Genomic DNA, 12,344 nt, shown 5'->3' on the forward strand with positions numbered 1-12,344 from the left:
CAGGGGTTCGACTTCAAACCTCAGGTTTAGCCCGATCCGCCGGCCGCCGCACACCCGCCACAATCTTATCCACAGCCTTGGTCGCCGCGACCATGCCAAACGTCGCCGTCACCATCATCACCGCACCAAACCCGCCCGCGCAGTCCAGTTTCACGCCATCCCCGACAAAACTCTTCTGCAGGCAAATGCTGCCATCCGGCTTCGGATAACGCAGCTGCTCGGTGGAAAACACACACGGCACGCTGTAATGACGGGTCACGGTGCGGGAGAAGTTGTAGTCGCGGCGCAGGGTTGAACGCACCTTCGAGGCCAACGGATCGTTGAAGGTCCGGTTCAAGTCGCACACCTGAATCAGCGTAGGATCAATCTGCCCACCCGCCCCGCCGGTGGTGATGATCTGGATTTTGCGGCGTTTGCACCAGGCGATCAGTGCTGCTTTGGCATTCACGCTGTCGATGCAGTCGATCACGCAGTCGATGTTCGGCGTGATGTACTCGGACATGGTCTCGCGGGTAACGAAATCCGCCACCGCGTGCACCGTGCAGTCCGGGTTGATCCCGCGCAGGCGCTCGGCCATGACCTCGACCTTGGGCTTGCCGACGGTGCTGTCCAGTGCGTGCAACTGACGGTTGGTGTTGCTGACGCAGACGTCGTCGAGGTCGAACAGCGAAATCTCGCCGACACCACACCGGGCGACGGCTTCTGCCGCCCAGGAACCAACACCACCGACGCCGACGATCGCCACGTGGGCCGCGCGCAAGCGCTCAAGCCCTTCGATGCCATACAAACGGGCGATGCCCGCAAACCGCGGATCTTCTGTACTCATGACCATTACCCCAAAAACCGGCGCGCATTATAGGGCCGTCGGCGGCCAAGAGCATCTTTGCGCTATGAACGGACGACTTTCCAGCCTTGAGGAAACGACATCAAACGAAGATTTTCCCTGCGAGCTCTAACGAAAGAACTTATATCGACTTGGATTGCCCAAAGTCAGGCATTTCCCTGTTCGCTGTACGGTCAGGGAAGGCCAGGTGTAGGATGCGCGCCCCGGGCAGCAGCCACCCGTTTCCTTCGTTCCACAGCCTTTGGAACCCGAAATAACCATGTCATCGCGTAAATTTGGACTCAACCTGGTCGTGGTGCTCGCCATCGCTGCCTTATTTACCGGCTTCTGGGCGCTGATCAATCGCCCGGTCACCGCCCCCAACTGGCCTGAACAAATCTCCGGGTTTTCCTACTCGCCGTTCCAGCAAGGCCAGTACCCGCAGAAAGAGCAGTACCCGACCGACGATCAAATGCGTCGCGATCTGGAGATCATGAGCAAGCTGACGGACAACATCCGCACTTACTCGGTCGATGGCACCCTGGGAGACATTCCCAAGCTGGCTGAAGAGTTCGGCCTGCGGGTCACCCTCGGTATCTGGATCAGCCCGGACCTGGAGCGCAACGAGCGGGAAATTACCCGCGCCATCGAAATTGCCAACTCCTCCCGCAGCGTGGTTCGCGTGGTTGTAGGCAACGAGGCGATTTTCCGTAAGGAAATTACCGCTGCGGAACTGAGCGTGATCCTTGATCGCGTCCGTGCCGCCGTGAAGGTGCCAGTCACCACGTCCGAGCAATGGCACGTCTGGGAAGAACACCCGGAACTGGCCAAACACGTCGACCTGATTGCCGCGCACGTCCTGCCTTACTGGGAATACGTCCCGGTGGACAAGGCCGGCCAATTCGTCCTCGACCGCGCCCGCGACCTGAAAAAGATGTTCCCGAAAAAACCGCTGCTGCTCTCGGAGGTTGGCTGGCCGAGCAACGGCCGCATGCGTGGCGGCACCGATTCGAGCCCGGCGGATCAGGCGATCTACCTGCGCACGTTGGTGAACAAGCTCAACCGCCAAGGCTTCAACTACTTCGTGATCGAAGCGTTTGACCAACCGTGGAAGGCCACTGACGAAGGCTCGGTAGGCGCGTATTGGGGCGTGTTCAACGCCGCGCGCCAGCAGAAATTCAACTTCGAAGGCCCGGTGGTCGCGATTCCGCAATGGCGCGTGCTGGCCATCGGTTCGGCGGTGCTGGCCTTGCTGTCCCTGACCTTGCTGATGATTGACGGCTCGGCTTTGCGCCAACGTGGGCGGACCTTCCTGACCTTTATCGCGTTCCTGTGCGGTTCGGTATTGGTGTGGATCGGTTACGACTACAGCCAGCAATACAGCACCTGGTTCAGCCTGACAGTCGGTTTCCTGCTCGCACTCGGCGCACTCGGGGTCTTTATCGTACTGCTGACCGAGGCGCATGAACTGGCCGAAGCGGTCTGGACCCACAAACGCCGGCGCGAATTCCTGCCGGTGGTGGGCGATTCGGACTACAGGCCGAAAGTCTCGATTCATGTGCCTTGCTACAACGAACCGCCGGAGATGGTCAAACAGACCCTCAACGCCCTGGCTAACCTCGACTATCCGGACTTCGAAGTCCTGATCATCGACAACAACACCAAGGACCCGGCGGTCTGGGAACCAGTGCGTGATTACTGCGCAACCCTCGGCCCGCGCTTCAAGTTCTTCCACGTCGCCCCTTTGGCCGGTTTCAAGGGCGGCGCGCTGAACTACTTGATTCCGCACACCGCCAAGGATGCCGAAGTGATTGCGGTGATCGACTCCGATTACTGCGTCGACCCGAACTGGCTCAAACACATGGTGCCGCACTTCGCCGATCCGAAAATCGCTGTGGTGCAGTCGCCGCAGGATTACCGCGACCAGAACGAAAGCACCTTCAAGAAGCTTTGCTATGCGGAATACAAAGGCTTCTTCCACATTGGCATGGTCACCCGCAACGACCGTGACGCGATCATCCAGCACGGCACCATGACCATGACCCGGCGCTCGGTGCTCGAGGAGCTGGGCTGGGCCGACTGGTGCATCTGTGAAGACGCCGAATTGGGTCTGCGCGTGTTCGAGAAAGGTTTGTCGGCCGCGTATTACCACACCAGCTACGGCAAAGGCCTGATGCCCGATACCTTTATCGACTTCAAGAAACAGCGTTTCCGCTGGGCTTACGGGGCGATACAGATCATCAAACGTCACACCGCCAGTTTGCTGCGCGGCAAGGACACCGAGCTGACCCGTGGCCAGCGTTACCACTTCCTCGCGGGCTGGTTACCGTGGGTCGCGGACGGCATGAACATCTTCTTCACCGTCGGCGCGCTGTTGTGGTCGGCGGCGATGATCATCGTGCCGCAGCGGGTCGATCCACCGTTGCTGATTTTCGCGATTCCGCCGTTGGCGCTGTTCGTGTTCAAGGTCGGCAAGATCATCTTCCTCTATCGTCGCGCCGTTGGCGTGAACCTGAAGGACGCGTTCTGCGCCGCACTGGCCGGCCTGGCGTTGTCGCACACCATCGCCAAAGCGGTGCTGTACGGCTTCTTCACCAGCAGCATTCCGTTTTTCCGTACGCCGAAAAACGCCGATAACCACGGCTTCTGGGTGGCGATTTCGGAGGCGCGTGAAGAGATGTTCATCATGCTGCTGTTGTGGGGCGCGGCGCTGGGGATCTTCCTGGTGAACGGGCTGCCGAGCAACGACATGCGCTTCTGGGTGATCATGTTGCTGGTGCAGTCGCTGCCTTACCTGGCGGCGCTGATCATGGCGTTCCTGTCTTCGTTGCCGAAACCGGCCGTCGAGGCCGAAACGGCACCGGCAGTCTAAATCTTTACAGATGCACTAAACGGCGGCCAGTGGCCGCCGTTTTGCTTTAAGATAACCGCCATTTTGCAGGCCTTGGCGTGATATATGGTCTTACTGACCGCACTCAAAACCTGTGGGAGCGGGCTTGCTCGCGAAGGCGGTTTAACATTCAACATTTCCGTTGTCTGACACACCGCCTTCGCGAGCAAGTCGAATCGTCGCACCGCCGCTCCCACATTTGGTCCGCGCCCATATTCAAGTTTTCTGGAGTCTTACATGACGGCCCACGCCGACCTTTCGCCGACCCTCCAACTCGCCATCGACCTGATCCGCCGTCCGTCCGTGACGCCGGTCGATGCCGATTGCCAGAAGCAGATGATGCAGCGCCTGGGCGATGCCGGTTTCACCCTGGAACCGATGCGCATCGAAGATGTGGATAACTTCTGGGCGACCCACGGTAAACACGACGGCCCGGTGCTGTGCTTCGCCGGTCACACCGACGTGGTGCCGACCGGTCCGGTGACGGCCTGGCAGATCGAGCCCTTCAACGCGCTGATCGACGAACACGGCATGCTCTGCGGCCGTGGCGCGGCAGACATGAAAGGCAGCCTGGCGTCCATGACCGTGGCCGCCGAGCGCTTCGTCGCCGACTACCCGGATCACAAGGGCAAGGTTGCTTTCCTGATCACCAGTGACGAAGAAGGCCCGGCGCATCACGGCACCAAGGCGGTGGTCGAACGTCTCGCCGCCCGCAAGGAGCGTCTGGACTGGTGCATCGTCGGCGAACCGTCGAGCACCACGCTGGTGGGTGATGTGGTCAAGAACGGCCGTCGCGGTTCCCTCGGCGCCAAACTGACCGTGCACGGTGTGCAAGGTCACGTCGCCTATCCGCACCTCGCCAAGAACCCGATCCACCTCGCCGCCCCGGCACTGGCCGAACTGGCCGCCGAGCATTGGGACCACGGCAATGATTTCTTCCCGCCGACCAGCTTCCAGATTTCCAACGTGAACTCCGGCACTGGCGCGACCAACGTGATTCCGGGTGATCTGGTGGCGGTGTTCAACTTCCGCTTCTCCACCGAATCCACTGTCGAAGGCCTGCAAAAACGTGTGGCCGACATCCTCGACAAGCACGGTCTGGACTGGCATATCGACTGGGCGCTGTCCGGTCTGCCGTTCCTCACCGAACCGGGCGCGTTGCTGGACGCCGTTGCGTCGAGCATCAAGGACATCACCGGTCGCGAAACCAAAGCCTCCACGAGTGGCGGCACCTCCGACGGTCGCTTCATTGCAACCATGGGCACGCAAGTGGTCGAGCTCGGCCCGGTCAACGCGACGATTCACCAGGTCAACGAGCGCGTACTGGCCGCCGACCTCGATGTGCTGACCGAAATTTACTACCAGACCCTGATCAAGTTGCTCGCCTGATGCTCGCCTGTCCGATCTGCAGCGAACCACTGAATGCGGTGGACAACGGCGTGGCCTGCCCCGCCGGGCATCGTTTCGACCGCGCGCGCCAGGGTTATTTGAACCTGTTGCCAGTGCAGCACAAGAACAGCCGCGACCCTGGGGATAACCTGGCGATGGTCGAAGCCCGTCGCGACTTCCTGAACGCCGGCCACTACGCGCCGGTGGCCAAGCGACTGGCGGAACTGGCAGCCGGGTACGCGCCGCAGCGCTGGCTCGACATCGGTTGTGGCGAGGGTTATTACACCGCGCAAATCGCCGAGGCTTTGCCGAACGCCGACGGTTACGCGCTGGACATCTCCCGGGAAGCGGTCAAACGCGCCTGCAAACGCAACCCGCAGCTGACCTGGTTGATCGCCAGCATGGCGCGGGTGCCGTTGGCCTCGGGGAGCTGCCAGTTTCTCGCCAGCGTCTTCAGTCCGCTGGACTGGGAAGAAGCCAAACGCTTGCTCAGCCCCGGTGGCGGTTTGATGAAAGTCGGGCCGACCAGCGGCCATCTGATGGAACTGCGCGAACGGCTGTACGATGAAGTGCGTGAGTACACCGATGACAAGCACCTGGCGCTGGTGCCGGAAGGCATGGCGCTGCAACACAGCGAAACACTGGAGTTCAAACTGACGCTTTCAAAGGGTCAGGATCGCGCCAACCTGTTGGCCATGACACCGCACGGCTGGCGCGCCAGTGCCGAACGCCGGGCGGCGGTCATCGAACAGGCCGAGCCGTTCGAGGTCACCGTGTCGATGCGCTACGATTATTTCGTACTGCAGTAGTAATTAGAGAGCAATCTTAATTTTTTGGTCTTGAGCAACGGCTTGAGGCCGGCTAAATCCGCGAATGGATTTTTCAGACCCGCAGTGAGGACATCCATGCGCCAACCCGATATCGAGATTTACCTGAAAGACGCCGACGTCGACTACAAGGCTGTTGCGACCTGGCTCGGCGAAGCTTTAGGCCCGTGCACCGACTGGGTTCAGAAAGGCCAGACCTACAAGTGCAAGGCCGGCAATGTGCCGGTGACCTGGTTGCCGAAAGCCGTAGGAAAATGGAACAGCCTGTACCTGGAAAGTGATCAAACCCCGTGGGAAGACGACATCGCCTGCGCCCGCGCCGCGTTTGCTGCGCTGAACGTCGAAGTGCGTTGCGCACCGGGTAGCTGGGTCGAGGAAGAAGGTGAAGAGACGGCTGATCGCTGGATGCGCATCAGTGCCGATGGTGAAGAAGAGATCACCTGGAAAACTGCTTAAAACCGAAAAGATCGCAGCCTTCGGCAGCTCCTACAGGGTTTTGTGTACACCTGTAGGAGCTGCCGTGTGGTGGTCGAACGTTTTTGGACCATGATGTAGGAGCGTCGATTTAAGGAAACATCATGGGATATCGGGTTGTTACCTCTGAGGAAAAAGCGGAAGCCATTCGCTTGGTTGTGGAGATGAATTACTCCATACCTAAAGCCTGTGAGGCTACAGGTGTGGGGCCAACAGCGTTACGCCGCTGGGTTTCACGCTGGCGCCGGGAGCAGGAAGGAATTGTGCAAGCTCCTCGCCTACAGGATCAGGAGCTGATTGAGTCGCTCCAGGCGAAACTGGCGCTACTTGAAGCCGAGAACCAAGTGCTAAAAAAGCAATTGCCCTCTCATCTAAAGGTTCTGTTCGGTCGAACCAAGTGATTGATGGCATCAGAGGGGCAATGTCGATTCGGCGTATGTGTGTCTTGTTCGGCTTGGCCCGCAGCAGCTATTACGTGAAACGTAAAGCCGTGCGGCAGCGACCAGTTTTGGGAGATCTGGGGAGTAAACTTCGTGCGTTGCATAAGCAGCATCGAGAAGCATTGGGTACTCGCGGGCTATCCAAGGAGTTGAGGAAAGAGGGAGTTTTTATAGGGCGTTATCGAATGCGTACCTTGATCAAGACCTTTGACCTACAGCGGCGCAGGCCACGTTATGCGCACTATCGCCGGGCCACGAAGCCAGCTGTCGTTGCACCGAACATACTTGATCGTCGTTTCAATCCAGCCCGGTCAGACACGCTTTGGGCAGGTGATATCACCTACATCAGAGTGGGACATGGCTGGCTGTACCTGGCAGTGGTGATGGACCTGTTTTCGCGCAGGATTGTGGGATGGGCTTGCTCACGAACAGCGGATGCCGAGCTGTCTATGAAGGCACTGAAGCTTGCGGTAGCACTACGCCGTCCGATGCCTGAACTGCTATTTCACTCTGATCAGGGCTGCCAATACACCGCCGATCGCTTTGTTGAGTGCTTGGCAGAAAACCGGATCGTTCAGAGCATGAGTCGTCGAGGTAACTGCTGGGATAACGCAGTAGTCGAGCGCTACTTCAGGACGTTGAAGCACGATTGGATGCCGGAAAACGGATACCAGAATCATTTCGAAGCGGAGAAGGATGTGATGGATTTCATCTCGCACTACAACCATCGCCGTTGCCACTCAGCCTCGAACAACTTGCCGCCTGCGCTGTTTGAGCAGCAGGCGGCTTAATGCTCCTACGGAGTGGTGCAAAAAAACTGAACCACTACACCGAAGGCTGCGATCTTTTGATCTTAAAGATTACAACCCCACCACATCCTCAGCCTGCAAACCCTTCTCGCCGGTCACCACGGCATATTCAACCTGCTGGCCTTCGGCCAGTGAACGGTGGCCCTCACCGCGAATCGCGCGGTAGTGCACAAACACATCCACCCCGTCCGCGCGCTGAATAAAACCGTAGCCCTTGGCGTCGTTGAACCACTTCACGTTGCCGGTTTCACGTGTTGCCATCTGTTCATACTCCTTTTTTATTATGGATCGGACTTTTCACAGGAAAGCCCCGGGAACATTGTTTGCACTGGTAAGTGCCACTATATGGCCATTGCTGCTCGCCGAGTATATGTCAGGCGGAAAAACTCTCAACTGGAGTTTACTTGCGCGCTTTTTTGCCGATTTTCGGCGAATCCGGCACACTATCGCGCGCCCGAGCATTTGCTCGGTTTTATTCACTCATGCAGATGCCGTATGACCCGTTCCCCGTTCCGCCGTCTTGTGTTTGGCACCCTGCGCCGACTGCTCTATCTCTGGGTTCGCTCCGAGACAATCAATCAGTCGTCGTTCACCCTCAACCTCGACCGCAGTCGTCCGGTGTTCTACGTCCTGCAAAATCCTTCGCTGACTGACCTCGCCGTGGTCGACACCGAGTGCAGCAAAGCCGGCCTGCCCCGCCCGATACTGCCGGTGTCGGTGGGTAACCTGTTGGAACCCGCCGCGTTCTTTTACCTGACGCCGGAGCCCGACTGGCTTGGCCGTCAGGACAAACGCGGTGCGCCGCCCACCCTGACCCGCCTGGTCAGCGCCCTGAGCCAGAACGCTGCCGAAGACGCGCAGATCATTCCGGTCAGCGTGTTCTGGGGCCAGTCGCCGGACAGCGAATCGAGCCCGTGGAAACTGCTCTTCGCCGACAGCTGGGCGGTCACCGGGCGTCTGCGCCGCTTGCTCAGCATCGTCGTGCTTGGGCGCAAGACCCGCGTGCAGTTCTCCGCGCCGATCCACCTGCGCGAACTGATCGAGCACGACAAGGGCCACGAACGCACCGTGCGCATGGCCCAGCGGATTCTGCGGGTGCACTTCCGCAACCTCAAAGCCGCAGTGATCGGCCCGGACATTTCCCACCGCCGCAACCTGGTCAAAGGCCTGCTCAATCAGCCGCTGGTCAAGCAGGCGATCCTCGACGAAGCCGAGCGCGAAAACTTCTCCCCGGAAAAAGCCAAAGCCCAGGCCCTGCGCTACGGCAACGAGATCGCCTCGGACTACACCTACACCGCGATCCGCTTTATGGAAGTGGTGCTGAGCTGGTTCTGGAACAAGATCTACGACGGTATAAAGGTCAACAACATCGAAGGCGTGCAGAAGGTCGCCCCGGGTTACGAAGTGATCTACGTACCCTGCCACCGCAGCCACATCGACTACCTGCTGCTGTCCTACCTGCTGTTTCGCAACGGCCTGACTCCGCCGCACATCGCCGCCGGGATCAATCTCAACATGCCGGGGATCGGCGGCCTGCTGCGTCGTGGCGGCGCGTTCTTCATGCGTCGCACCTTCAAGGGCAACCCGCTGTACACCTCGGTGTTCAACGAATACCTGCACACGCTGTTCACCAAAGGCTTCCCGGTCGAGTACTTCGTCGAGGGCGGCCGCTCGCGCACCGGGCGCATGCTGCAACCGAAAACCGGGATGCTCGCGATCACCCTGCGCAGCTTCCTGCGTTCGTCGCGCATGCCGATCGTCTTCATCCCGGTGTACATCGGTTACGAGCGCGTGCTGGAAGGCCGGACTTACCTCGGCGAACTGCGTGGCGCGACCAAGAAAAAAGAATCGATCTTCGACATCTTCAAAGTCATCGGCGCCCTGAAGCAGCGTTTCGGCCAGGTGGCGGTGAACTTCGGCGAGCCGATCAAACTCGCGGAATTCCTCGACAGCGAACAGCCGGACTGGCGCAAGCAGGAACTCGGCCCGCAGTTCAAACCGGCGTGGCTCAACGAAACCACCAACCGCCTCGGCGAGAAAGTCGCGCAGCACCTGAACGAAGCGGCGGCGATCAATCCGGTCAACCTGGTGGCGTTGGCATTGCTGTCCACCAGTCGTTTGGCGCTGGACGATCGCGCCATGGCGCGGGTGCTGGATCTGTATCTGGCACTGCTGCGCAAGGTTCCGTACTCCCCGCACACCACGTTGCCGGAAGGTGACGGGCGCGCGCTGATCGAGCACGTGAAGGATATGGATCTGCTGTCCGAACAGAGTGATGCGCTCGGCAAGATTCTGTACCTGGACGAGCAAAACGCCGTTCTGATGACTTACTACCGCAACAACGTGCTGCACATTTTCGCGTTGCCGGCGTTGCTCGCGAGTTTCTTCCAGAGCGCTTCGCGCATGAGCCGCGAGCAGATCCTGCGCTACGCCCGCGCGCTGTATCCGTACCTGCAATCGGAGCTGTTCATACGCTGGTCGCTGGACGAACTGGATGCGGTAATCGATCAATGGCTCGAAGCGTTCGTCGAGCAAGGCCTGCTGCGTTTCGAGAACGACGTCTACCTGCGTCCAGCGCCGAGTTCGCGGCATTTCGTGCTGCTGACGCTGCTGTCGAAAAGCATCGCCCAGACCTTGCAACGCTTCTACATGACCGTTTCCCTGCTGCTCAACAGCGGCCAGAACAGCATCAGCGCCGAAGAACTGGAGGACCTGTGCACGGTGATGGCCCAGCGCCTGTCGATCCTGCATGGCCTGAACGCCCCGGAGTTTTTCGACAAGAGCCTGTTCCGCCACTTCATCCAGACCCTGCTAGACCTCGACGTGCTCAAGCGTGACGAAGCCGGCAAGTTGAGCTATCACGAACTGCTCGGCGAACTGGCCGAAGGCGCGGCCAAACGCGTATTGCCGGCGGAGATTCGCCTGTCGATCCGTCAGGTGGCGTTGCATCGCAGCGAAGATGCGGCGGATCTGGTCGCCACACAGCCCGAGAACTAACGCAAAACCCTGTGGGAGCGAGCCTGTGTGGCGAGGGAGCTTGCTCCCGCTCGGCTGCAAAGCAGTCGCAAAGCTTTTGGGGCCGCTTCGCGACCCAGCGGGAGCAAGCTCCCTCGCCACAGGCTCGCTCCCACATTAGATTGGAGATCTGCGATGAAAAAACTCTCTCTATTGGCCATGGCCGCATTGCTGGGAGCCTGTCAGTCGATGCAACCTGCTGCCAAAACCAGCCTCGATGGCGAAGTCTTCTACCTGCAACGCATCGCCCTGCCGCCGACCGCCACCTTGAGCGTCAGCCTGCAGGACGTTTCGCTGGCCGACGCCCCTGCCGTGGTACTCGACGAGCAGAAAGGCCCCGTCAAAGGTCAGGTGCCGCGGCCATTCCATCTGAGTTACGATCCGGCGCAGGTCAAACCGGGCCACCGTTATTCGGTTAGCGCGCGAATCGAGGTGAATGGCAAACTGATGTTCATCACCACCGAACATCACGCCGTGCAACTGGATGGCAGTGATCCGCAGCCACTGAAGATCCGCGTCGACGCTGTCCGCTAATTCTCTTTTTGCTCACTTTTTTCCGAACAAGGAAGCCGCCATGTTCCGCCCTACCCTTCGCTTCGCCGGCCTCTGCGCAGGCTTGATGATTTCCGCCAGCGCCATGGCGCTGTCGCTCAGCGACCTGTCGCAAAAAGACGCCACCGGCGGCCTCAAGGATGCCCTGACCCAAGGCGCGCAACTGGCCGTGAAACAACTCGGCACACCGGGCGGGTTCAGCAACAACCCGGACGTGAAAATCCAACTGCCGGGCAAACTGGGCAAGGTCGCCAGCAAAATGAAACAGTTCGGCATGGGCGACCAGGTCGATCAACTGGAAACCAGCATGAACAAAGCGGCGGAAACCGCTGTGACCCAGGCCCAGCCAATCCTCGTGGACGCCGTGAAGAAAATGTCCGTTGAAGATGCCAAGGGCATCCTCAGTGGTGGCAACGATTCGGCCACCCAATACCTGAACAAAACCAGCCGCGAACAGATCCGCGCCAAGTTCCTGCCAATCGTCAAGCAAGCCACCGACCAGGTTGGCCTGGCGAAGCAGTACAACTCGTTTGCCGGCCAAGCTGCGACCATGGGCGTGATTGATACAAAAAATGCCAACATCGAAAGCTACGTGACCGAGCAGGCACTGAACGGCTTGTTCGAAATGATCGGCAAACAGGAAGAAACCATCCGCCAGAACCCGGCCGCTGCAGCGACCAGTCTGGCGAAGAAGGTGTTTGGTACGCTCTGAGCCTCGACACAAAACCCTGTGGGAGCGGGCTTGCTCGCGAATATGGTGTGTCAGTCGACATGAACGTTGACTGACCCACCGCATTCGCGAGCAAGCCCGCTCCCACAATGGTTCGGGGTACATCCGCTAGAACAGGTCGGCTGTCAGGCCGCCATCGCCAGCAAGCCGGCTCCTACAAAAGCAAACTGGCGTACACCCACCCGCTTTTAACCACTCAACAGGCCGAGCGTTAGCTCGCCTGCAGTTCTTGATCTTGATCTACCCGCCCCTTCGGGAGGCCGAGTGGAGGTTCTGCGCAGTGGGCAGCCCGGCATGGATGCCGGGCTAGCCGCCCCCGGCCATGGATGGCCGATGGCGGCGGGCCCACGGAGCAGGACCGGAACGAGGGAACGCCGAGCCTTGGCGAGGGGCCG

The 12,344-nt window shown here is 59.7% G+C and carries 11 protein-coding genes; 9 read left to right on the top strand and 2 right to left on the bottom strand.

The genetic code is table 11. The annotated features are described in order from the left end of the window. Positions 1–13: 13 nt before the first annotated feature. Positions 14–826 (bottom strand): tRNA cyclic N6-threonylcarbamoyladenosine(37) synthase TcdA, encoded by an 813-nt coding sequence (gene tcdA, locus ACYZTL_RS09925; protein WP_461951635.1) that lies wholly within the window; start codon positions 824–826, stop codon positions 14–16. A 277-nt stretch (positions 827–1,103) separates the two neighbouring features. Between tcdA and ACYZTL_RS09930 the strand changes: the two genes are divergently transcribed. From ACYZTL_RS09930 to ACYZTL_RS09955, 6 genes are all read left to right on the top strand, one after another. Then, positions 1,104–3,695 (top strand): glycosyltransferase, encoded by a 2,592-nt coding sequence (locus ACYZTL_RS09930; RefSeq protein WP_461951636.1) that lies wholly within the window; start codon positions 1,104–1,106, stop codon positions 3,693–3,695. 255 nt (positions 3,696–3,950) lie between these two features. Then, positions 3,951–5,102 carry a succinyl-diaminopimelate desuccinylase gene (gene dapE / locus ACYZTL_RS09935; protein WP_461951637.1) on the top strand — a complete coding sequence of 384 codons (1,152 nt, stop codon included), beginning with the start codon at positions 3,951–3,953 and terminating at the stop codon, positions 5,100–5,102. Continuing rightward, entirely contained in the window at positions 5,102–5,911 is an 810-nt protein-coding gene (locus ACYZTL_RS09940; protein ID WP_461951638.1) for a putative RNA methyltransferase, read from the top strand. Before dapE ends, ACYZTL_RS09940 begins: the two co-directional genes overlap by 1 nt. Positions 5,912–6,007: 96 nt before the next feature. Further along, positions 6,008–6,385 carry a hypothetical protein gene (locus tag ACYZTL_RS09945; RefSeq protein WP_017336687.1) on the top strand — a complete coding sequence of 126 codons (378 nt, stop codon included), beginning with the start codon at positions 6,008–6,010 and terminating at the stop codon, positions 6,383–6,385. 122 nt (positions 6,386–6,507) lie between these two features. Then, positions 6,508–6,804 (top strand): transposase, encoded by a 297-nt coding sequence (locus tag ACYZTL_RS09950; protein WP_461951414.1) that lies wholly within the window; start codon positions 6,508–6,510, stop codon positions 6,802–6,804. 35 nt (positions 6,805–6,839) lie between these two features. Further along, a complete protein-coding gene (locus ACYZTL_RS09955; RefSeq protein ID WP_461950135.1) occupies positions 6,840–7,634 on the top strand; it encodes an IS3 family transposase in 795 nt (264 codons plus the stop codon). 69 nt (positions 7,635–7,703) lie between these two features. On the opposite strand, the gene ACYZTL_RS09960 is transcribed toward ACYZTL_RS09955, so the two are convergent. Further along, positions 7,704–7,913, bottom strand: coding sequence for a cold-shock protein (locus tag ACYZTL_RS09960; protein WP_461951639.1), 210 nt, complete (start codon positions 7,911–7,913; stop codon positions 7,704–7,706). A 234-nt stretch (positions 7,914–8,147) separates the two neighbouring features. On the opposite strand from ACYZTL_RS09960, the gene plsB reads away from it, so the two are divergent. The 3 genes from plsB (at position 8,148) to ACYZTL_RS09975 (ending at position 11,931) form a co-directional block, all read left to right on the top strand. After that, the gene (plsB, locus tag ACYZTL_RS09965; RefSeq protein WP_461951640.1) at positions 8,148–10,649 is read left to right on the top strand and encodes a glycerol-3-phosphate 1-O-acyltransferase PlsB; all 2,502 of its coding nucleotides are present in this window, start codon (positions 8,148–8,150) and stop codon (positions 10,647–10,649) included. A 153-nt stretch (positions 10,650–10,802) separates the two neighbouring features. Beyond that, on the top strand, positions 10,803–11,201 hold the full coding sequence (locus ACYZTL_RS09970) for a YbaY family lipoprotein (RefSeq protein WP_461951641.1): 399 nt from the start codon (positions 10,803–10,805) through the stop codon (positions 11,199–11,201). Between the two features lie 40 nt (positions 11,202–11,241). Continuing rightward, the gene (locus ACYZTL_RS09975) at positions 11,242–11,931 is read left to right on the top strand and encodes a DUF4197 domain-containing protein (RefSeq protein WP_461951642.1); all 690 of its coding nucleotides are present in this window, start codon (positions 11,242–11,244) and stop codon (positions 11,929–11,931) included. Positions 11,932–12,344 lie beyond the last annotated feature (413 nt).

It is taken from the genome of Pseudomonas sp. LB3P81, assembly GCF_054897965.1.

Bases quoted from the DNA above. Each gene is read 5' to 3' on its own strand.
- tcdA (WP_461951635.1), bottom strand. From the start codon at position 826: ATGAGTACAGAAGATCCGCGGTTTGCGGGCATCGCCCGTTTGTATGGC.
- ACYZTL_RS09930 (WP_461951636.1), top strand. From the start codon at position 1,104: ATGTCATCGCGTAAATTTGGACTCAACCTGGTCGTGGTGCTCGCCATC.
- dapE (WP_461951637.1), top strand. From the start codon at position 3,951: ATGACGGCCCACGCCGACCTTTCGCCGACCCTCCAACTCGCCATCGAC.
- ACYZTL_RS09940 (WP_461951638.1), top strand. From the start codon at position 5,102: ATGCTCGCCTGTCCGATCTGCAGCGAACCACTGAATGCGGTGGACAAC.
- ACYZTL_RS09945 (WP_017336687.1), top strand. From the start codon at position 6,008: ATGCGCCAACCCGATATCGAGATTTACCTGAAAGACGCCGACGTCGAC.
- ACYZTL_RS09950 (WP_461951414.1), top strand. From the start codon at position 6,508: ATGGGATATCGGGTTGTTACCTCTGAGGAAAAAGCGGAAGCCATTCGC.
- ACYZTL_RS09955 (WP_461950135.1), top strand. From the start codon at position 6,840: ATGTGTGTCTTGTTCGGCTTGGCCCGCAGCAGCTATTACGTGAAACGT.
- ACYZTL_RS09960 (WP_461951639.1), bottom strand. From the start codon at position 7,913: ATGGCAACACGTGAAACCGGCAACGTGAAGTGGTTCAACGACGCCAAG.
- plsB (WP_461951640.1), top strand. From the start codon at position 8,148: ATGACCCGTTCCCCGTTCCGCCGTCTTGTGTTTGGCACCCTGCGCCGA.
- ACYZTL_RS09970 (WP_461951641.1), top strand. From the start codon at position 10,803: ATGAAAAAACTCTCTCTATTGGCCATGGCCGCATTGCTGGGAGCCTGT.
- ACYZTL_RS09975 (WP_461951642.1), top strand. From the start codon at position 11,242: ATGTTCCGCCCTACCCTTCGCTTCGCCGGCCTCTGCGCAGGCTTGATG.